The following is a 21,143-nucleotide window of genomic DNA, read 5'->3' on the forward strand; positions in this document are numbered from 1 at the left end:
GGATGTGCTTTTCTACTACATAAACTAATGCACTAGTTTTTTGGTTTAGCCTTGTTCGATGTTGAGATCCCAGCGGTTAAATTAAACCGCATTGCATCTTCAAATGACCAATCAACCGCAATTAACTCTTCACGTTTTACTAACGTCGTTACCCCAGCCATTTGATAACTTAACTGAAATAACACTGGCACCCAATCGCCTTCTGGTAGCGCTTGAGTTAACGGGCTGGGTGTTTCATCACTCATAATAAACCCAACTACATAACCACCATTAGCTTGTTTGACTAGCACGGTTTTTTGAGTTTTAGGTTTTCCATCTCGATTCATCAAGCCCGCAATATCTCGAATACTGCCATAAACCGATTTAAATAATGGAAACTTCATTAATTGACGTTCAAGCCAACCATATAACCACACTATCGGACTGACAGAAAAAAGCAAACCTGCAATAAATACAATGACTGCCACTAGCATAAAACCCGCGCCGATATATAACTCATCAAGACCAACAAGCGCGAATAATAAGCGCCCTAAGCCATCTAACGAGATAAATAACGACCAAAATAGCCACAGTGATAACACCATAGGCAATAAGTTCATTAATCCACGGGTTAAGGTTTTTTTCATCAATTTCTCACATTGTGTACAGGTATCGTGCTAATCACGTATTAGAGCAAATAAAAACGCCTTAAGCGATAACTTAAGGCGTTTTTAATTAACCAACAATGATTTGCTTTATAAACCCAAATCTTTTTCCATATCTTCGTATGAGGTATGACGGACATCTTTACCTTTTACATAGTAAATAATGTACTCACAGATATTTTTACAGCGGTCACCAACACGTTCAACCGCTCGCGCAGCCCAGAGTACATCTAATACCCCGGGATAGAGCGCGGATCTTCCATCATGTAGGTCATTAATTGACGAATAATGCCTTCATATTCTTTATCAAGCTTAGCGTCTTCTTTATGGATCTCTAACGCTTGGTCAGCGTCCATTCGCGCCAATGCGTCTAAGGTAGAATGCAAAGTACGAGTTGCATGGCGCCCCATGCTTTCAATACTTACCAGTAGTGGCTCTTGACTTTTAGCACGCTTATCAACAGCGGCTTTTGCAATACGCACACTGGCATCACCAATTCGCTCTAAATCGGTAATGATTTTTGATATCGCTAAAATCAGGCGTAAATCGCTTGCTGCTGGCTGGCGCTTAGCAATGATGCGGGTACACTCTTCATCAATGGCCACTTCCATGCCATTCACTTTATGATCGCCTTTAATCACACTACGAGCTAAGTCTGCATCAAGTCCTGCTAACGCATCTAACGACTGCTCTAGTTGACGCTCAACTAATCCACCCATGGCGAGTACGCGGTTACGAATACCATCAAGTTCAGCGTTAAATTGACCTGAGATATGCTTGTTTAAATTCATTTTTTCCATGTTTTACAACCTTAAACTGACGATGCGTTGACCGAGTATTGTGTGCCGACAAGATTAACCATAACGACCGGTAATATAATCTTCTGTTTTACGCTTTCTAGGCGTAGTAAAAATTGTATTGGTGTCAGCATATTCAACTAACTCACCCATATACATAAAGGCGGTTTGATCAGATACCCGCGCCGCTTGTTGCATGTTATGGGTAACAATGACAACCGTAAACTGTTGTTTTAGATCCGTAATTAACTCTTCAATAGTTAAGGTTGATATGGGGTCAAGTGCCGAGGTTGGCTCATCAAGCAATAACACTTCAGGCTCAATCGCAATCGCGCGTGCAATCACCAAACGTTGCTGCTGACCACCCGACAAGCCAAAGGCATTATCGTGTAAGCGGTCTTTCACCTCATCCCAGATGGCCGCGCCGCGTAACGAACGTTCAGCAGCTTCATCTAAGTCACGACGATTATTAATCCCTTGCAGACGAAGACCATAAACAACGTTTTCATAAATAGACTTTGGAAAAGGATTTGGACGCTGAAATACCATACCAACGTTGCGACGCAGTGCGGCAACATCCACTTTTTTGTCATAGATATTTTGACCGTGGAGTAATATTTCACCGTCAATTTTACAAATATCAACTAAGTCATTCATGCGATTAATACAACGTAATAGTGTTGATTTACCGCAACCACTTGGGCCAATAAATGCAGTGACCTGCTTTTTAGGAATTTTCATCGACACATTAAACAGTGCCTGTTTATCACCATATCGTAAATCTAAGTTACGAATTTCTAACGCGGTATCCTGCGCGGGTAGGTTATCTAAATCTACTGCTTGTGTTGGCATATTTGAGCTATCAATCGAAATCATTGGTTTATTTTCCTCAGGATATCGCTAATTAATGTTCTAGCGAACGGAATTTTTCACGTAAATGGTTGCGCACGCTAATCGCGGTTAAGTTAAGCGCAACAATCACAGAGACAAGTAAAAACGAAGTGGCATATACCAAAGGACGTGCAGCTTCTACGTTAGGACTTTGAAAGCCTACGTCATAAATATGGAAGCCTAAGTGCATAAACTTACGTTCTAAATGCACAAACGGAAAGTTCATGTCAATTGGCAGTGTCGGTGCTAGCTTGACCACACCCACTAACATTAATGGTGCCACTTCACCAGCCGCCCTTGCGACCGCTAAAATCAGACCTGTCATAATCGCAGGGCTAGCCATTGGTATCACAATACGCCACAAGGTTTCAGCTTTGGTTGCCCCTAAGGCTAAACTGCCTTGACGCACAGCACTTGGAATTCGACTTAAGCCTTCTTCTGTCGATACAATCACTACAGGCAAGGTTAAAATAGCCAAGGTTAATGCTGACCAAATGACCCCAGGCGATCCAAAGGTTGGTGCTGGCAAGGCTTCAGGGTAAAACAGTTGGTCGAGTGATCCCCCTAACATGTACACAAAGAAGCCTAAACCGAATACCCCGTAGACAATCGACGGTACACCGGCCAAGTTAATCACCGCAATACGGATCATTTTAGTAATAGGGCCTTTTTTGGCGTATTCATGCAGGTATATGGCAGCAACAACCCCAAATGGCGTAACGATAACGGCCATCAACATCACCATGAAAACCGTACCAAAAATAGCTGGAAACACCCCCCCTCAGTGTTGGCTTCACGCGGGTCATCGCTGACAAAGCGCCCTAGTCCCTTAAACCAATGGCCGACTTTGGCGATAATACTCATGTGATTGACATAGCTGACATCTAATATCGAATCGAGCTTTAACACCACTTCTTCACCGCGCATATCACGAATAATCACTGAGTCACGCGCGGCCTCATCCCGCAGTGCAAACAGCTTTTCTTCTAGCACCAAATAGTCTTGATTAAGCTGTTCGGTTTGTGCGGCAATTTCTGCTTTACGTTCCGCTGTTAAAGTGTTTTCAAGCTCATACTTACGCTGTTTAAGGCGTAATCTTTCTAGCTCATAGTTAATGGTGCCAATATCTCTTTTTTGTAATGTCAGCGCCTCACTTGAGATCTCCACCGCACGTTCAATATGTTCAATTAACGAAGTTTCAATTGCCTCACCACTTAGTGATAAGCGCTGACCGTCTTCAATGACCGCAACAGGATAACCATAAAAATTACCATTTTTAGTTCGTTCAAATTTGGCGACATCTGCAGGCGTTGAACTGCTAACAATATCTGTTGCTAAAATCCAGCGAAAATCTAATCCAACAAACTCACGGTTACCGGTTTTAACCAAAAATCGCTCGACAAACTCACCAGGATGTTGGTTAAATTTGTGCCCTGCTGAAATTAAGCGCTCTGTGGGCACTTCTTCACGGTCATATATTTCACCAATTAAGGTACTTTTATTACCTTGCTGATCTTGTAATTCCCATTGGTAAATTTCTGCAGGCCAAAAGTAACTTAAGCCACGCCAAGCAATCAGTAACAGCAAACCTAATACTGCAATCAAACTGATACTAACCGCGCCACCTGTCATCCAAATCCAAGGTGAACCTGATTTAAACCACTTACCCATTGCACAAACCTCTCAAGGCGATTGCTGTAATTGTGTTATAAAATGTCATCATCATTCCTTTAAAGTGAACTGTAGCGGTCACGTAAACGTTGACGAACTACTTCTGCAATGGTGTTGAAAAAGAAGGTAAACACAAACAATACAAAGGCAGCGAGGAACAACACCCGATAATGCGAAGAACCAATAGCAGACTCTGGCATTTCAACTGCAATGTTTGCTGCCAAGGTACGCATTCCTTCAAATACGCTCCATTCCATAATGGCGGTGTTACCGGTTGCCATCAGTACAATCATGGTCTCACCAACAGCACGGCCTAAGCCCATCATAATGGCCGAGAAAATACCTGGGCTTGCAGTCAGTAACACAACACGCGTCAGTGTTTGCCAGTTTGTGGCACCTAATGCCAAACTGCCGTTTGATAAATGACGTGGCACTGAGAAAATCGCATCTTCAGCAATAGAGAAAATCGTAGGAATAACCGCAAAGCCCATCGCAATACCAACAACGAGTGCATTACGTTGATCGAAGGTGATCCCTAAATCGTTAGTGATAAACTGGCGCGTGTTACCATCAAATAGCCATATCTCAATACTTGGGCTAATGGCAAATGACAACCAGCCAATAAACACAATAACAGGTACCAGCATTAATTCTTGATATGCTTCAGGTAAACGCTGCTTCCATCGCCCCGGTAACTGGCTCCAACAAAACGCACTCAGTAAAATAGATATTGGCAGTAATATCAGCAATATCATGATCCCTGGCAGATGGTCTTCAATCAGCGGGGCTAACCATAAACCGGCCAAGAAACCTAAAATAACCGTTGGCAAGGCTTCCATAATTTCAATGGTAGGTTTAACCACGTTACGTACTTTAGGTGTCATAAAGTATGCGGTATAAATGGCGCCAGCAATGGCAAGTGGCACAGCAAATAGCATGGCATATAATGCTGCTTTCATGGTGCCAAATGCCAATGGCATTAAGCTTAATTTGGCTTCAAAGTCGTCAGATCCTGAGGTTGACTGCCAAACATACTTAGGCTCTGGGTAGCCTTCATACCAAACTTTTTGCCATAGCGCACTCCAAGACACTTCAGGATGACTGTTTTCAACACCAAACAAATGCAGCTTTTTATCAGACTCAATTACTAATCCATTTGACCGTGGACTAAATGCCATTACGCCTGGGTTAGGTAAGTTAAACTTTTCATCAAACAAATTACGCTGGCTAGTGGTATACAACAGCGTAAGCTCACCCTCTGGGCTTAATACGGCAAAACTTTTACGATAAAACTCCATCGCCATCGCACTGACAGGGGCAATATCGTCAAACTCACGAATTTGTTGATATAAACGGCCATTAGGACTATTAACCTGAAAGTATTGACGAATTACCCCATTGTTGTAACTCACCAAAATCGAGCTTGCGCCAGCAAGAAGGTTAACCTGAGTTACGGTTGCATTAGCGTTTTTAATATCAATTAACTGCAATAATTCAATCGATTCGGCATCACGAATGTCATACACGTAGAGTTTGTTTTCAGCGCTTAAAATCAGTTGACGATGGTCTGGCGTCATTAACGGGGCTAACGCTTTTAGTGGGGCGTCTTCAATAACAGCGTCATAGGATGTCCATTCCACCTCTTCGGTCATCATGTTTTCTTCGCCTTCTTGGCGATTTAACATCCACACACCTTGCGCATTTTGAAACGCAAAAGTCATACGGCCATCTGAATAATCAAAGACCAAATTATAAATAGCCCCATTGGGATTAATCACCAATGACTGCTCTACTAACTGGCTAACTTTTGGGGTAATAACACGTTGATTGTTTGGGTATGTTAAAACAAAATCAATGCCCATTACCATGACTTGCCCATTGCTTAACCCTAAGGCAAAACGTTGTTCACTTGGACTTGATTTAGCGCTACTTGTTACCGTTGTACCCAAAGGTAAATCGGCTTTATAAGTAGAAATATGTTGATTAGTGACCGATGAGTAAAAATCAATTTGACCATCTACCGCCACCCGAAATAACACCTCATTTTGCTCATCACTCCCCACAAACAGGCTGGCAACTTCGGTATGCTGTAATTCTACTGCTGTTACAGGCTGAATATCTGCACCATCAAAAATAGGCTTAATAACATATAGTAAGTAGAAAAATATCAACAGCAAGGCGACAAACACCATAGTTCCGCCTACTGTAACCCCTATTTGGGCTGCTTTATCCTTAAATGCTCTACGGGTAGCGTAGTTATCTACTAATAGATTTTTTGCCGTAGAACCAGGCTGGCTTACCTGACTTTCCATTAACAACCTCTATATTTAATCAATTGGCCAAATTAGCGCTTTGATTGTGTAATTTACTGTGTTAACAATAAATAATGATGACAACCTAGGTTTTAGTCATACCAACCTAGTTTAAGTGGCTGCAATTATATGACGTCAAGATGACAGTAATGTTACAGCCAACACTTTAGTTTGATGTAGGAGAGATTATTTATGATGCGTTATCTTGTGACTTTGCAAGCACCTGATAGAAAAGGATTAGTTGAACAAATTGCCAACGCTGTGAGTCGTCAAGGTGGCAACTGGTTAGATTCAGAAATGCGTCATATTGACGGTATTTTTGCCGCTATATTACAACTTGAAGTGCCTGCGGATAATTGGGATCAACTGATAGATTCATTTGAGTGTATTGATGGCTTAACGTTAACTTATTCAAAAGCATCAATTGCGGCTAAACCGATTAAACAAGTCCATTATCAATTGGTCGCTTATGACCGTCCCGGCATCGTGCTACATATTTCAAATAAACTCAGTGGCTTAGGGATTAATATCGAGCAGTTTAGTAGTCAGTATGAGACCGCAAGTCATACTGGGGTTGCACTGTTTAAAGCCAATATGCATTTAGGCTTAACCGATACTGACCAAGAAGATCAAATCGCCGAGCAGCTTTATCAAATGGGAGATGATGTGGTGTTAGATAAAATGCCATCGGTTAAATAATCAAATTTAACCAGCCAAATTCAACTGGAAATATATCAATCTTTTGATGCATTTCCAGTAATCTAGGGTATTAACATGCCAACTTGATTGGTACTGTTATTTAAAATGAAAAGTCTTAAGCTTACATCCCAATCGTCATGCTACATCTGCTAGAATCCCCCACAGTATTTAATAACCGGATCTGTCATGCTTGGAACATTATCAAAACTAAAAACAACCTTAAGCGAAACCGATGAAGTGCAATACCAATTACCCGTAGGCGATAATTTATTACCTCTAAATCCACTTATAGGTCAAACGCTTACTTTAACTCATACTGGCAATATTTTTTGTTGTAGCTGTGGTAAAAAAACCAAAAAGAGTTACTCACAAGGCCATTGTTATGTATGCATGCAGAAATTAGCGAGCTGCGACATGTGCATCATGAAGCCAGAAACCTGCCACTTTGACAAAGGCACTTGTCGAGAGCCAGAGTGGGCGCAAAGTCATTGTTTTGTACCTCATTATGTTTACTTGTCTAACACATCAGGTTTAAAAGTGGGGATAACTCGCCACAATCAAATCCCTACACGTTGGATAGACCAAGGGGCGACGCAAGGGCTCCCCATCTTTAAAGTGGCAACGCGAAAATTATCAGGGTTAATTGAAATTGAATTAGCCAAATTTATTAATGATAAAACCCATTGGCAAGCCATGTTAAAAGGTCACAATGAAGACATGGACTTAGTTGAACAAGCCAAGCAACTTATTCCGCTTATTGAAGATAAGCTTAATGCCATAGCAAAAGAGCATGACGATTTGGCCATAGAGCGTATAGATATAGATAATTGCCGTGCGCAAACTATCTTATATCCTATTGAACAATTTCCAGTAAAAGTGAAATCACATAACTTTGATAAAGTGCCTGAGGTAACAGGGGTGTTACAAGGCATTAAAGGTCAATATTTAATCTTTGATACTGGCGTCATCAATATCCGAAAATTTGGTTCCTATGAAGTAGAAGTGACGATTTAAATCGTCTTCACCGGTTACCTATTTTCATGTACTCACTCAAAAGACGCTGTTTGCGTCTTTTTTAGTTTTATGATCACCTTTCACTATGCCCCCTGAGCACTTAGTTAACATCAGGCAAGCCATTTAACATTATTTGTGCCAAATGTTCAAAACGTGCTTCACGGTCTTCGATATCCCTTGATGGTTCAGTAAATCCTTGGGCTAACACTTGCCAAAATGGCCTTTCAACTTTGGCAGGAAATAACGCAATTAACACTGAGCCTTTTTCAAATGCTTTATCCACGCCTTGAGTGGATAAGCCCGGCACCAAGCCTACCTTAGCTAAAATCTCAACATCGCTCATGGCAGATTCCAACGCCAATCCAAAACCAACCGTCATCTGCGGCATTTGCTCAAGATTGACTAAACGGTATCCTTTTGCCGTCATGACATTATCAACCGCCTGACGAAAATGGATCCTTAGTGCATCTTCATCCATTTTATTAGCCGTGTGTACGGCAAATAATGTCGGATGCCAAGCATAGGTTTTTGCCACCAATGCAGGATCGCCGCTGGTCACCATAGTAATACGGCTAGCCGCTGGCGAAGGAACTTCACTTACCGCACAGCCAGCTAATATAACAACTATTAATACCATTACAGCACGGATCATACTTGCCAACATGACTATTTATCCTTTAAAGAACCGACTTATAAATTCAGGAAATTCAATACGAATGTTCATTTTTACTCTTAGTAAGCTAACCTGAGTTGTCAAAGACTACAATCATTAAATCATTTGCTTGTGTTCCCCCGATCTTATTTTATTAGATTGTGCGCGAGTAAATAGATAGAATGCCTGCCATCAACTTAATCAGCTTGAGTTACCACAGTAAAGATGGAACTGATATTTGCAATTGCGCTATTTGCGTTTTCATCAGGGATCACACCTGGTCCTAACAATATAATGCTCATGACCTCTGGAGTAAATTTTGGCATTAAACGCAGTATTCCTCATTTACTGGGGATCAGTTTAGGCTTTCCCACTATGATCCTTGCTGTAGGCATGGGGTTATCGGCCGTATTTCAACGTTATCCTATCATTCATATTATTATTAAAGTCATTGGCGTCAGTTATTTACTATACCTTTCATGGTTAATTGCCAATAGCAGCAACAAAATGGAAGGCAAACAAGTCAGCAAACCATTTAGTTTCCTGCAAGCGGCAGCGTTTCAATGGGTTAATCCTAAAGGTTGGATTATGGCTGTTGGTGCGATAGCCACATTTACCACTGTTAACCAAGAGCTTAGCGGCCAAGTTGTGACGATTGCCAGTGTATTTTTATGTGTCGCCTTCCCTTGTGCGCTGGTTTGGCTAGGCTTTGGCGTAGCATTAAAACGTATTTTAAAGAATGAACGTCAACAGCGTATTTTTAATGTGAGTATGGCATTACTTTTGGTTGCATCCATTATTCCTATGATGCTGCCAAGCCACTAAAAAGGTTTGATATTATGACTGAAGCACATTCTTGTTTACTCGAAACAGAAAACTGGGTAAAGCAAGTGATTATGAAATATAACATTTGTCCTTTTGCAAGACGTGAAGTCGAACGTGCTAGCATTCGTTATGTTGCCTGCGAACAAACAAAACTTGCTAACGTACTCTCGGCATTAATCGATGAATGTATTTATTTAGACCAACACCCTGATACAGAAACCAGCCTATTTATTTTGCCTCGAGGTTTTGAGGGATTTTATTTGTATTTAGATTTGGTGGATTACGCTAATGACTTACTGATAGAGCAAGGTTACGAAGGCGTATATCAGCTTGCAAGTTTTCATCCAGAATATTGTTTTGAGGGGGAATCACAAGACAGTGCTGCCAATTATACTAACCGCGCGCCCTATCCTACGCTGCACATTATTCGCGAAGCAAGCATGGAATTAGCCTTGGCAAGTTATGATGATCCTGAATCGATTCCAGAGCGAAATATCGCATTTGCCGAGCGCAAAGGAACGGACTTTTTTATCAAATTACTCGAAAAGTGTAAGTCTGCATAAGTTATGAGTGAATCATTTTTTAGTGCATAGTTTTTAGTGAATAGGCTTTCGTTAATTGACTCATCACTAACTATTTATCATTCACGATCACTCATTAATTATCGATACAAATAATTAAGGGCTAGATAACCAGCCCTTAGTTTGTATTCCACTCTCTGCTTAAAATGCTTCATTCACATTAAAATAAAAGCCGCTATCGCCTTTACCATAAGCCAGATCCAAACGTAAATTCACCTTAGGCTTAACCTCTAAACGATACCCTACACCAACATTAGGTAGTAGGTGATCGAAGGTTAATTCATCAATCGAATCGGCAATGGTGCCCGCACCTACCCAGTAAACCATACCGTGACGCCCGGTTAAATGTTGACGATATTCAACCTGCGCAAGTAGCATTTGCTTATCACGATATCGTCCCGTGGTGTAACCACGTAAAGCGTTACCGCCACCAATTTTAGACAAATGATCCCATGGCACATCACCATGACTAAAGCGACCACGTATTTGCCATGCTAATGTGTCATCATCAAGTATTGGATAATAGGCACTGTGTAAGGCGTTATACACTTCAAAGTCATGATGGCCACCAAAGCTTTCACGATAAATCCCCACTTCTAACTGACTAATACTGCCTTGCTGCGGATTAGTCACATGGTCGCGAGTATCATAGTTGATTAAAAAATTAAATCCGGTATTTCGAGAATCTTCTTTTAATGGGTCAACATCGATATCAATTGACGCCACATCTACATCGCTTGCTCTTGCAAAGGTAAAATCAAAACCAGCGCCAACAAAACTATGGGCGGAAAGACGTTGCAAAAACATTGGGTTAACTTGAAAGGTTTGGCTGTTAAATTCAATACGATTTAAATCTTCATTATTAAACTCATATCCCACACCATAATAGACATCAGGTACATCATAAATATTGGCATTTATGTAGAGGCGTTGATTATCCTCGTTAAAAAATGTCTTATTTTCAATCCCAACCCCTAGCGCCCCATTGACTGAAGCGAGACCGTTAATCACCAATGAGGACAATTGACTCACTTTGTCTTCAGGGTCGATTTGATATAGACCAACAATAGAAACGCCAATACCAAAGCTCATTTCAGGGTTATAAAAAGGCCCTGGCAGATAACTAAAATCAATGCCATCATCAGGATTAAACTCGCCATCGGCGCCTAATTTACTGAGAAAATCTTCAAACCACCCCTGTGACTCACCATTTTGAGCGTCAACGTTATCTACTGCATCATTAAATATGGGAGTTTCAGCAGATTGTTCTGTCGGTTGCAATACCGATCCCGCATCACTATTTGCTTGAGTGATTTGCGCGGCCAGACTGTAGTTAATAGCACATAAACTAATACAGTTTATGGCCACAAAACTAATAAAAAACTGATTAATTTTATTCATTTAGCCGCGCATCCTTTATTGGTTAGAGTTCTTTTTCAGTCATGTCAACTTGTGGTGGATTAACAAGTTCGTGAGTCAAGTAAGGACGGTCAGCTAAATGCTGTTTCAATAAAATATAATCTTGTTGCGCATCATATTTAGCAATATCTGCAAATTGTAAATGAGTAAAACCATTAGCCCATAAAGCTTGCGGAATATGCTCAAAAGTTGCTCTGTATTTTTCATCAACCGAAATATGCTGAACAGCCACATCATCAAATTGAATACCAAACATATCAGCTGCCAATGATAGGTCTTGCCGCTTAATCGGTTGCGAGAAAAGACTGGCTAATATTTCCCCATCCTCACTGTTTTGCGCTTTCTCTTTACTGACAAGATAAGGTGATTGTTTATCACCTAAATTATAATGGCGCTTCAGTAACACAAACTTGTTGGGTAAAGGCTCATTAGAATCCCACCAATCTCCATCAATGACTCTGAATAACGCGTTGGTCTGCTCTTTTGAAACGGGTTCAAGCCAATCTAACGTAGCCTTTAACCAAGCCGTCATGTGATAATTATACTGCTGTTTAGTCATTGCCAAGTTATTGGTCAATACCGCTAAGGCAATTTTTGCCCCCAGCATGTTTGAGTATAAATCTTCAATGGAATAGGCAGAAACGGCTTCAGTCCAAAGAGCAAAACTACGATAACCATGCCACTGAGATATTTCATGGGCTTCTGCCATCGTAAATGCTAAGCGAACTGCCATGGCTGCGGCGAGTTCCCAGCGATCACTTGGGGATAAATGTGATACATCAAACGCCTCGATCTCAAAGGTTCTGTGACCAATTTCCAAGGGTAGTTCAATTGATTGCGCCAGACCTAATTTGGGCTGGATAAGGTAAAACAAAGCAACGGCATTATCAGCAGTATCTCTAACATGGGCTAAGTCGATAAACCCACCCTTACGAGTATAAATCATGCCATTATTCTCGGTACTTTTACCGCTATCAGGCGATGCTTTTTGATAACTAAATGTACCAGCATCAAATGCATGAGCACCAATTTCATCAAGCTGAACTGTATTTGCGTGGCGATAAAAAGGGATCGGCAACAAACCCATCGCCACCTTTTGATCAAAACCAAAGGCACAGCATGGTCTCACACTCGCAGGCATAGATAATGCGGCCTGCTCAGGTAAGTTGATGTCACGCACTAAAGCATTGTCAGGGATATCATCTAACGCAGCCCCCACAGCCACATCACTCGGTAATGCTTGCACTTCCCATTCATGACTTGAACAAGCAGAAAGTGCGAATACTAAGCCGATTGAAGATATGGCTACAGGGAGGTTGATTTTCTTCATAGAATAAAAGCTCTGATTTCTTGAGTGATTTGTTGTGGGAAGTCATTACTAAGACCATGTGCACCATTGGGTATCACAATGATGGGAGCATCAAGAAACTCAGCAAAACAGCGCCCATTTTCGAGAGGAAATACCCTATCATTTTCGCCCCAAATCAATAATGTGGGTGGCATTGAATCGATAAATTCTTGTGGATTTAATTGATCTCGATACGCAGGAAGCGTGCGAATTAACGACTCTTTTTGTGGGAGAAAGTCGGCAAAATAATACTCATATACTTGTTGATCGACAAAACTGGGCATCCATGGGTAGCTGACAAACGTATTTTCCAGTAACCAACGTACTTGCTCACCGTCTTTAGGGACAAATACGTCTTGTGGTTCATTAGCCCCAAAACGTTGGGTCATGGCCTGTAAATCTTCATCTGAAAAAAACAAACCTGGGCTGGCTAATATCACGGCTTTATCAACTTTTGGCTCATGGATCATTAAGTCAAAGCTAACAAAACCACCAAAAGAAATACCAACAACATTCACCTTTTCAAGCGCCAAATGTGCAATAAGTTGTTGCATCGCCAGGGTTTCACTGCTGATAGTAGCAGGTGCTGGACTAAAGGAGTCACCAAACCATAATAAATCAGGCACAATAACATGATAATCACGGCTTAAATCGCGCATCATTTCATACCAACTGGTCATCCCCGTGCCACCAAAGCCATGTAGCAATAAAATAGCAGGCGCAGAGGTATCACCACCTTGCCAATAATGTAATTCTCCGCCCTCTTTTAGTGAAATTAATTGTCGTTCAAAACCTGCATGAGTGACAGTGCGTTGTTGATGATGATCAACAACGCTGACAATGCTACAACCACTCAATAGAATGATTAATAAGCCAACCCCAATAAGTTTCATCAATACTAGAACCTATAACCTAAACCAGCCATAAAGCTTTTTCGTGTGCCTAAACCACCTTCCAGCAAAAGATCAAAACCTTTGCCAAGTGTAATTTGCCCACCAATCAAGCCATTCCATTTATCAGCCAAATGTTGGTCTACTTCAAATTTTCCATTAGCAATAGGTACACCAATATCGGCTAAATTACCGCTAAAGTTTTGTTCCACATTTTGGTACATGGCCCCAATCCAAACTTGGGTATTATGGTTAGCAATTTTAAACTGATAACCCACACGTGGTGAGACGACGATAGAACTTATCTCGCCATCAATAATATCTAAATTAGTATTCGTGTAATTCACATCAAGTAAAGCAAACCAATTGCCAACCCCACCAGCAATAGTGCCACCAACACCATAGGTTAGCCCCTCAAAATCTAACCTAAAATCGAACGGAGCAGACTCTACAGGCTTAAACGGAGGTGGTAAATCCAGGTTTACCGTTACATTGGCAATACTACTACCTTGGGTTCTACCGATAACGCCGTAAAAATTTAAAAATGGTAGCACCCACATATCTGCGCGAAAGGTCATGGTTTCAGAACTTTGTACAGCCTCACTGCCCTTAATCGACACCAACTCATCAACCAGCCCTAACCCAGAGAAGGTGACGCTTTCAACCACCAATGGTTGGTCCATCGTCATATAGGTTCCACCAAAGCCAAAAGGCAGAGGCAACTCATAACCTCTATCAATTGCTTCTTGTGCCCATATAGGAAAAGTACGCTCATATTTTTGGGGGACTTCGATATCACTTTCGTTTGCGAGACATAAAGAAGGGATTAAAGAGATGATAGAAGCAAAATAAATTTTATACATAAACGCCTTAAAATATAGTGATTGACAATGACAGTGATCTAAACTTACTGGCTTTGTCATCTGTTTTATGAAAATGTTTAAGGCGAATTATAACCTAATATCAACATTCTGACATGGCTAGTCGAAATTTTTTATATAAAATTATCGTTAGATAATAAAGGCATAAGCTGACTTTATTGGCAGTAAAATGATTACTTAATTCAAACACGCCAGATGTCACAAATAAATAACATATTTTAACTCAATTATTCTATTCACTATGATGTGAGCCCTGCAGATCTGGCATAAAATGTTTACTTAAGTTTAAAGACATAAAAGCCAAGCGTTAACTTGGCTTTTATGAAGAAGTGAAAGCTGTATTGATTAACTTGATAAAGTAAACTTACTCACTTGTTGCGACATCACACTGGCATCATTGAGCAGTTGTTCATTAAGTTCAGCCAGTTGCTGCGAAATTTGTTGCGTATGACGATAAATATCACTGATTTTCATTGCATTACGATTAACCTCTTCCGCAACTGCTGTTTGTTCATGAGTGGAAGTAGCTATCTGCTCATTCATACTGTCAATTACACCGACATGCTCTGCAATCATTTTGAGTTCAGTTCCTGCATGCAAGGCTTTAGCAACACTTTCTTCTGCTTGAGCCTGACCTCGCTCCATCGATTTAACCGCTATTGCAGCACCTTGTTTTAATCGGTCTGTCATATTTTTAATATCTTCAGTAGAGGCTTGCGAACGTTGAGCCAATGTTCTTACTTCATCCGCTACTACGGCAAAACCTCTTCCTTGCTCTCCAGCCCGTGCAGCCTCAATAGCCGCATTTAACGCCAGTAAATTGGTTTGCTCTGCAATAGAACTGATAACATCTAAAAGTGACACAATTTCATGAACATCAATATCTAAGCGTTGCATTGCTGCTGCTGCATCAGCAATTTCATTAGCAAGAAGTTTAATAGCCTCTCCTGTATCACTTACATCATCACTCCCAGCCTTTGCCTCTATATTAGCCTTAGCACTTGCTTCAGATGCTTGCACGGCATTAGCAGCAATTTCATTAACGGTTGCGCTCATTTCGGTCATTGCTGATGCCACTTGATCGGCTTCTGACGCACCGATAATCACATCCGCTTGCATCGCGCTGGTAAAGCCATTCATGGTTTCTACGGCATTAACTAAATCAACAGTATTTTTACGCACTTGCTGAATAATTTGGTCAAATTCGATCATCATTTTGTTGAATGAGGTAGCCAAAAGTCCAAACTCATCGGTCGATTCTTGAGTAATTCGAGTAGACAAATCAAAATTTTGACCTACATGAGTTATGGTTTTATATACCTTACTCACACTGACATGTAAGTATTTTGAAATCGTTAAAATCAAACTGCTGACAATCAAAAGTGCTATCACTAAAGCAACAAATGAAGTCCACATTTGTTGATTTGCATTCTGCTCTTTAATTTGTGCCGCATTAACCACGTTTTGTGCTAGCTGCTTTTCTACTGTGGTTAACAGGTTGATTCTCGCAGTTGAGGTTTGAAACCATTGCTCAGGGTCCTGCTGTTGAATGGCATCAGCTTGTTGGCTAAAAGCAATATCACGCATTTGTTCAACATTGCTGATGGCGACATCATTCAACGCTCGCTGATATAAATCTAAATCTTCTTTGCTGGCTTGCGCCTCAAAGCGTTCGGCATAACTATTTTGCTCAGCGACTAAGGTTACAAACTTACGATAACCATTGGGTTTAAATCCAGCTTGACCGAACGTCGAACTTAGCACAGCTCGTTCGATACCAGCACGTTCTTTGGATTGTAAAAACGCGGCAAAGGCAGAAATTCGCATCGCTAATTCGCTATCGTTTGCTGTTATAGCGGCATCATCAACCATAGATAACAGCAGGCTATTCATTTGAGTATAATACTTCACTGCATCGGCAACATTGATTGATAAATTAGCAACTTGTTGTCGTTTTTGTTTCAATAAATCAAGCTGTTGCCCTACCAATGATAATTTATTTTCAAAAGTAGATGGAAAATCACTTTGCTGGGTCATTTGGAAAAAAGCATTGATTTTTTCGTCAGTCAGACGTTGTTGCTCAGGAAGCTTATCTGCAAATGACAGACCTTGTGAGCCAACAAAGCCTGCACTCATACCACGCTCTTTTTGTAACTCATGCACAAAGCTACCATTAGAAACGGCAAGTTCTGTTAACTTGATAATTAACTTTAGCTGCGTTTCTGTATGGTATTTATTATGGACAAACATACCGCCATAGATAAGCGCTGTTAAGACGGGAAGAATTGTTAATAGCGCTAGCTTTTGAAAAATTTTTAAGTTACCAATCCATTGCCAATTCATAAATATACCTTTCCGCTTTTTATTAAATACTGAACTAGTGGTTTCTGATCCACCACACTACTCAATATGTAAAATTAATTTGTCACAGTCCGACAAAAACCAACTATTAATTCAGGCCACTCTTCGACATCAGCCATGCACTTAGCAACATGTAACTGTGCATTGGGCAATGTTTTTGCAAGCATATTTGCCGTCTCTAATGGATGAGTAGCATCATCATCCCAAGCTAATATTAAACAAGGTACCTTTATTTGAGTTAACTCATTTAATGCTGGTAAATCATTAACGGCCGCAGCAGAGAAAACTTGATGTAAAGTTCGCTTTTTCATACCTTTAAGGCCATCTAGCATTCCTAATACGCTGTGCTTATGCGCATCGATTATCCAATTAGGCAACATCCTATCAATGTGCTTGGCATTGATCCGAGCAAACCCTTTAGCACCTAGTATTTTTGCCGCTTTTGCTATTTTTAAAAATTGCTGCTTCTGTTTACTTCGGGTTTGCCAAGCTGTGGGAGGGTTCATTAAAATCAAGCCCCTAAGCAGTTCTGGTGCAGCAAGTGCCGCATGCAAACTGGACGCACAGCCCATGGATTGACCACCGAGTACGAAGGGAACCGCCTTGCCATTATCAACAAACAATTTCTCATCAGCCATTTGTAACATCAAACGACCTAAGTTAGACCACAAAAAATCATCCTGATTATCAGTAGGTAATGACAAACCATGCCCAGGTGCGTCGTATCGAAGTAATTGCAAATTTTTGGCAAAACGATGCCAAGCATAAATACCCAAGGCATCTTCACTTTGCATGCTGCCGAGTAATCCATGTGCCCAGACAAGTGCTGGTCCATTTCCTGACACTACATAATTTAGTTTTTCAAGGTCAAACTCTGCAGTCATAACCCCTCCCTTATCTAATCATCAACCCTTAACAATCTCGATAAGTCGTTTTATAAATAGTTCTACCGCTTGAACATTATCGAATTTAAAACCAAGCCCATAATGAATTTCTTTCAAACTTTTAAATTGGCGAGTTGGAAAACGTGTCATTTGCGAATTATGATGATAATCATATTGGGCATGCACTCCTTCAAGCGTAGCTAATTCTCCGGAAAAAACCTCAAATGCAGGACGAATTATTAATAACGGGGTTTTATTATCAATATGCAAATAGATGGCTTCTTTGGTTTCGGGAAGCATGTATTCAGTGACATTGGCGATGGTAAAGTTTGTTCGGCAATTCAAGGCGTTTAAGGCGCTGCGGATATCGAGCTCAGTAATTTTCATCAGGTTCTCTACAAAATAATAGCTGTAGCCGATACCTTAATCGTTATTTAACAAAAAGCCCCGAACTTTCGTTCAGGGCTTTGATGAAAATGCATATTTTAAAATGGCTTAGCCTTCAATACCTTTACTGGCAAGAAACTCATCATAAGTGCCTTTAAAGTCATTGACACCATTTGGGGTGATCTCGATGATACGCGTAGCCAGTGACGATACGAATGCACGGTCATGAGACACAAACATTAAAGTACCTTCGTACATTTCTAATGCGTTGTTCAACGACTCGATTGACTCCATATCCATGTGGTTGGTTGGCTCATCAAGTAACAAGATGTTGGGCTTTTGCATGATAAGTTTACCGAAATACATCCGGCCTTTCTCACCACCGGATAACACTTTAACTGACTTTTTAATGTCGTCAGAGCCAAACAACATACGGCCTAATGTGCCACGTACAGATTGATCATCATCGTTTTCTTTACGCCATTGGCTCATCCATTCAAACAAGGTCATATCGTTGGCAAAATCAGCTTCGTGATCCTGTGCATAATAACCAATGTTACTATTTTCAGACCAATGAATTGTACCTTCATCTTGTGGAATATCATGCACTAGGGTACGTAATAAAGTGGTTTTACCCACGCCGTTTTCACCCAAAATAGCAATGCGCTCACCCACTTCAACCATCAAGTCAAGTTTGCTAAATAATGGCTGATCAAAACCTTTAGATAATTGTTCAACGACCAAGGCATTTCGGAATAATTTCTTTTCTTGCTCAAAACGAATGAACGGATTCACACGGCTTGAAGCTTTGATTTCATCAAGCTTAATTTTGTCAATTTGCTTAGCACGAGAAGTGGCTTGCTTTGCTTTTGATGCGTTGGCAGAAAAACGGGCAACGAAGGTTTGAAGCTCGGCTATTTGTGCTTTCTTCTTGGCGTTATCTGATTGAAGACGCTCACGAGCCTGTTGAGCTGCCGTCATATATTCGTCGTAGTTACCTGGATACACACGTAACTCACCGTAATCTAAGTCCGCCATGTGGGTACATACTGAGTTTAGGAAGTAACGGTCATGCGAGATAATGATCATGGTTGAGTTACGTTGATTTAGCATGTCTTGTAACCAACGAATGGTGTCGATGTCCAAGTTGTTTGTTGGTTCGTCAAGTAACAAAATATCTGGGTCAGAGAATAAAGCCTGCGCCAATAACACACGAAGTTTGAAGCCGGGAGCGATTTCGCTCATCAAGCCAAAGTGTTGTTCAACGCCAATACCAACACCCATTAATAAGTCGCCAGCGCGAGATTCAGCGGTATAACCGTCCATCTCGGCAAATTCCATTTCAAGCTCAGAAACTTTAATGCCGTCTTCTTCACTCATTTCTGGTAATGAGTAAATACGGTCACGTTCTTGCTTCACTTCCCACAATTCTTTGTGCCCCATGATCACGGTATCGACCACAGAATAATTCTCATATGCGAATTGATCTTGGTTCAATTTACCAAGGCGCTCACCAGGATCGACTGAGACATTACCGCTTGATGGCTCAAGGTCACCAGCAAGGATTTTCATGAAGGTTGATTTACCACAACCATTTGCACCAATTAAACCGTAACGGTTTCCGCCGCCAAATTTAACCGAAATATTTTCAAACAGTGGCTTAGCGCCAAACTGCATTGTGATGTTAGCTGTTGTAATCAAAATGAATATCCAAATCGAGTTGTGTTTAGGTCAAAGGTTTATCAAGTAGATTGCGATAACAATAAACACTGCAATCAAACAGATGACTAAACTAATATAGAAGATGCATAAATAAAGCGCGATAGTTTATGGATTTTTAGACAAATTATCAACCTGAACAAGTAAATCATCGCTTAATTGTTCAGGTTAATCGTAACTCATTCACTATGCTTGGAGGACTATCGTGCTAGATAACTCATTATGTAATCTAAACCACCAGTAATCGCCGCCACTTGAGCATCATTACATATTTTATCGGTAACCAGTGGACTATCTGGGTACACTTCTGTGGTGGTATTGAAATGATTGTCCGTCATGCCTGCGCATAAGCCGAGTTTTTTTGTTGGGTAATTGATCACCCCAAACTGCTCGATATCAACTCCGATTAATTGCCCATCATCATCTGGGGCAATGTGAGTGACTTTAGCGACGGATTCAATGATGGCTTTTTGAAACGCGGCAGTCGGGTTATCGCTATCGCCCACTAAATAAAAACCATCAGGAATAACGCCTTTTTCATAATCTTTACCATCTCGGGCTGATAACGCTGGACGAAACTCTAGCTCGTCAGTATCTGTGGTTTCATGTAAATCAATATGGGCATAAACCTCGCCTAAGGTTGCCACAAATGCCATTAATGCAGCGGATTCATTCGCTGGGCTATCGGCATAAAAGGAACGATTAGGATCGATAGCATAAGGGTTCCAACGATTGATGGTTTCATACCCCCATGGGCTAACACACGGCGCGACAGCGATGTTAAAAAACTGACTATAGTGTTCTGCTTGGGTATCTAAAAATTGAATAGCCCCATGAACACCGCTGGTTTCATATCCGTGTACACCACCAGTAATTAAGATGGTTTTTTTGTTACTATCCCAATGCCGAGTTTTAAAAGCAAAAAGAGGATATTTTTCAGGATGATAGTCTAATGCACCATATTGGACTTGTTCAAAACGTGATGCCAGAGGAGCGAGCTTAGTTAATACTTGTTGTTGATAGCTTCGCTTGATGGTCACCTGTGCAAGCCACTGTGCTTTGTGTTCTGCAGTCCAAGGTTGACCAGGAGTACCTATGGGATATGTTGTCATTTAAACGACCTTTAATTGCTGTTTTACTCGTAGGGAAAGGCAGCAATCCTACCTGA

At 40.9% G+C, this 21,143-nt stretch carries 17 protein-coding genes and 2 pseudogenes; 4 read left to right on the forward strand and 15 right to left on the reverse strand.

From position 1 onward, the window contains the following. Nucleotides 1-32: 32 nt before the first annotated feature. The 5 genes and pseudogenes from HBH39_RS10755 to HBH39_RS10775 form a co-directional block, all read right to left on the reverse strand. The gene (locus HBH39_RS10755; RefSeq protein ID WP_167678135.1) at nucleotides 33-626 is read right to left on the reverse strand and encodes a DUF502 domain-containing protein; all 594 of its coding nucleotides are present in this window, start codon (nucleotides 624-626) and stop codon (nucleotides 33-35) included. Between the two features lie 108 nt (nucleotides 627-734). Beyond that, nucleotides 735-1,444 (reverse strand): annotated as a pseudogene (gene phoU / locus HBH39_RS10760) (phosphate signaling complex protein PhoU). Between the two features lie 54 nt (nucleotides 1,445-1,498). Further along, a complete protein-coding gene (pstB, locus tag HBH39_RS10765) occupies nucleotides 1,499-2,317 on the reverse strand; it encodes a phosphate ABC transporter ATP-binding protein PstB (protein WP_167678137.1) in 819 nt (272 codons plus the stop codon). Between the two features lie 28 nt (nucleotides 2,318-2,345). Next, nucleotides 2,346-4,003, reverse strand: a pseudogene (gene pstA, locus HBH39_RS10770) (phosphate ABC transporter permease PstA). A gap of 59 nt (nucleotides 4,004-4,062) precedes the next feature. Beyond that, entirely contained in the window at nucleotides 4,063-6,315 is a 2,253-nt protein-coding gene (locus HBH39_RS10775; protein WP_167678139.1) for an ABC transporter permease subunit, read from the reverse strand. A gap of 192 nt (nucleotides 6,316-6,507) precedes the next feature. On the opposite strand from HBH39_RS10775, the gene HBH39_RS10780 reads away from it, so the two are divergent. Continuing rightward, the gene (locus HBH39_RS10780; protein WP_167678141.1) at nucleotides 6,508-7,014 is read left to right on the forward strand and encodes a glycine cleavage system protein R; all 507 of its coding nucleotides are present in this window, start codon (nucleotides 6,508-6,510) and stop codon (nucleotides 7,012-7,014) included. 186 nt (nucleotides 7,015-7,200) lie between these two features. Continuing rightward, nucleotides 7,201-8,028, forward strand: a complete 828-nt coding sequence (locus HBH39_RS10785; RefSeq protein WP_167678143.1) for a DUF2797 domain-containing protein — start codon at nucleotides 7,201-7,203, stop codon at nucleotides 8,026-8,028. Between the two features lie 100 nt (nucleotides 8,029-8,128). Here the strand turns inward: HBH39_RS10785 and HBH39_RS10790 are convergent, their stop codons facing one another. Continuing rightward, nucleotides 8,129-8,692, reverse strand: a complete 564-nt coding sequence (locus HBH39_RS10790) for a DUF4136 domain-containing protein (RefSeq protein WP_244325641.1) — start codon at nucleotides 8,690-8,692, stop codon at nucleotides 8,129-8,131. A gap of 213 nt (nucleotides 8,693-8,905) precedes the next feature. Here HBH39_RS10790 and HBH39_RS10795 point away from each other — a divergent pair, with 213 nt between their 5' ends. Then, nucleotides 8,906-9,505 (forward strand): LysE family translocator, encoded by a 600-nt coding sequence (locus HBH39_RS10795; RefSeq protein ID WP_167678145.1) that lies wholly within the window; start codon nucleotides 8,906-8,908, stop codon nucleotides 9,503-9,505. Between the two features lie 14 nt (nucleotides 9,506-9,519). Then, entirely contained in the window at nucleotides 9,520-10,068 is a 549-nt protein-coding gene (locus HBH39_RS10800; RefSeq protein ID WP_167678147.1) for a DUF1415 domain-containing protein, read from the forward strand. Between the two features lie 159 nt (nucleotides 10,069-10,227). Here HBH39_RS10800 and HBH39_RS10805 read toward each other — a convergent pair whose 3' ends face one another. The 9 genes from HBH39_RS10805 to HBH39_RS10845 all read right to left on the reverse strand — a co-directional run bounded on the left by HBH39_RS10805 (nucleotide 10,228) and on the right by HBH39_RS10845 (nucleotide 21,087). Next, on the reverse strand, nucleotides 10,228-11,487 hold the full coding sequence (locus HBH39_RS10805) for a BamA/TamA family outer membrane protein (RefSeq protein ID WP_167678149.1): 1,260 nt from the start codon (nucleotides 11,485-11,487) through the stop codon (nucleotides 10,228-10,230). 22 nt (nucleotides 11,488-11,509) lie between these two features. Continuing rightward, on the reverse strand, nucleotides 11,510-12,835 hold the full coding sequence (locus tag HBH39_RS10810; RefSeq protein ID WP_167678151.1) for a DUF4056 domain-containing protein: 1,326 nt from the start codon (nucleotides 12,833-12,835) through the stop codon (nucleotides 11,510-11,512). Further along, nucleotides 12,832-13,746: an alpha/beta fold hydrolase gene (locus HBH39_RS10815; protein WP_167680052.1), complete on the reverse strand. Its 915-nt coding sequence runs from the start codon at nucleotides 13,744-13,746 to the stop codon at nucleotides 12,832-12,834. Before HBH39_RS10815 ends, HBH39_RS10810 begins: the two co-directional genes overlap by 4 nt. Before the next feature lie 5 nt (nucleotides 13,747-13,751). Further along, nucleotides 13,752-14,606: a porin family protein gene (locus HBH39_RS10820; protein WP_167678153.1), complete on the reverse strand. Its 855-nt coding sequence runs from the start codon at nucleotides 14,604-14,606 to the stop codon at nucleotides 13,752-13,754. A gap of 363 nt (nucleotides 14,607-14,969) precedes the next feature. Next, the gene (locus HBH39_RS10825; RefSeq protein WP_167678154.1) at nucleotides 14,970-16,967 is read right to left on the reverse strand and encodes a methyl-accepting chemotaxis protein; all 1,998 of its coding nucleotides are present in this window, start codon (nucleotides 16,965-16,967) and stop codon (nucleotides 14,970-14,972) included. A gap of 74 nt (nucleotides 16,968-17,041) precedes the next feature. Continuing rightward, nucleotides 17,042-17,869 carry an alpha/beta fold hydrolase gene (locus tag HBH39_RS10830; protein ID WP_167678156.1) on the reverse strand — a complete coding sequence of 276 codons (828 nt, stop codon included), beginning with the start codon at nucleotides 17,867-17,869 and terminating at the stop codon, nucleotides 17,042-17,044. A gap of 21 nt (nucleotides 17,870-17,890) precedes the next feature. Then, on the reverse strand, nucleotides 17,891-18,256 hold the full coding sequence (locus HBH39_RS10835; protein ID WP_167678158.1) for a hypothetical protein: 366 nt from the start codon (nucleotides 18,254-18,256) through the stop codon (nucleotides 17,891-17,893). Nucleotides 18,257-18,364: 108 nt separating this feature from the next. Next, nucleotides 18,365-19,957 carry an ABC-F family ATPase gene (locus HBH39_RS10840; protein WP_167678160.1) on the reverse strand — a complete coding sequence of 531 codons (1,593 nt, stop codon included), beginning with the start codon at nucleotides 19,955-19,957 and terminating at the stop codon, nucleotides 18,365-18,367. A gap of 218 nt (nucleotides 19,958-20,175) precedes the next feature. Further along, nucleotides 20,176-21,087, reverse strand: coding sequence for a M14 family metallopeptidase (locus HBH39_RS10845; protein ID WP_167678162.1), 912 nt, complete (start codon nucleotides 21,085-21,087; stop codon nucleotides 20,176-20,178). Between the last annotated feature and the right edge of the window lie 56 nt (nucleotides 21,088-21,143).

This window comes from Shewanella aestuarii, from assembly GCF_011765625.1.
Classification (GTDB): domain Bacteria; phylum Pseudomonadota; class Gammaproteobacteria; order Enterobacterales; family Shewanellaceae; genus Shewanella; species Shewanella aestuarii_A.

Bases quoted from the DNA above. Each gene is read 5' to 3' on its own strand.
- HBH39_RS10755 (WP_167678135.1), bottom strand. From the start codon at position 626: ATGAAAAAAACCTTAACCCGTGGATTAATGAACTTATTGCCTATGGTG.
- pstB (WP_167678137.1), bottom strand. From the start codon at position 2,317: ATGATTTCGATTGATAGCTCAAATATGCCAACACAAGCAGTAGATTTA.
- HBH39_RS10775 (WP_167678139.1), bottom strand. From the start codon at position 6,315: ATGGAAAGTCAGGTAAGCCAGCCTGGTTCTACGGCAAAAAATCTATTA.
- HBH39_RS10780 (WP_167678141.1), top strand. From the start codon at position 6,508: ATGATGCGTTATCTTGTGACTTTGCAAGCACCTGATAGAAAAGGATTA.
- HBH39_RS10785 (WP_167678143.1), top strand. From the start codon at position 7,201: ATGCTTGGAACATTATCAAAACTAAAAACAACCTTAAGCGAAACCGAT.
- HBH39_RS10790 (WP_244325641.1), bottom strand. From the start codon at position 8,692: ATGTTGGCAAGTATGATCCGTGCTGTAATGGTATTAATAGTTGTTATA.
- HBH39_RS10795 (WP_167678145.1), top strand. From the start codon at position 8,906: ATGGAACTGATATTTGCAATTGCGCTATTTGCGTTTTCATCAGGGATC.
- HBH39_RS10800 (WP_167678147.1), top strand. From the start codon at position 9,520: ATGACTGAAGCACATTCTTGTTTACTCGAAACAGAAAACTGGGTAAAG.
- HBH39_RS10805 (WP_167678149.1), bottom strand. From the start codon at position 11,487: ATGAATAAAATTAATCAGTTTTTTATTAGTTTTGTGGCCATAAACTGT.
- HBH39_RS10810 (WP_167678151.1), bottom strand. From the start codon at position 12,835: ATGAAGAAAATCAACCTCCCTGTAGCCATATCTTCAATCGGCTTAGTA.
- HBH39_RS10815 (WP_167680052.1), bottom strand. From the start codon at position 13,746: ATGAAACTTATTGGGGTTGGCTTATTAATCATTCTATTGAGTGGTTGT.
- HBH39_RS10820 (WP_167678153.1), bottom strand. From the start codon at position 14,606: ATGTATAAAATTTATTTTGCTTCTATCATCTCTTTAATCCCTTCTTTA.
- HBH39_RS10825 (WP_167678154.1), bottom strand. From the start codon at position 16,967: ATGAATTGGCAATGGATTGGTAACTTAAAAATTTTTCAAAAGCTAGCG.
- HBH39_RS10830 (WP_167678156.1), bottom strand. From the start codon at position 17,869: ATGACTGCAGAGTTTGACCTTGAAAAACTAAATTATGTAGTGTCAGGA.
- HBH39_RS10835 (WP_167678158.1), bottom strand. From the start codon at position 18,256: ATGAAAATTACTGAGCTCGATATCCGCAGCGCCTTAAACGCCTTGAAT.
- HBH39_RS10845 (WP_167678162.1), bottom strand. From the start codon at position 21,087: ATGACAACATATCCCATAGGTACTCCTGGTCAACCTTGGACTGCAGAA.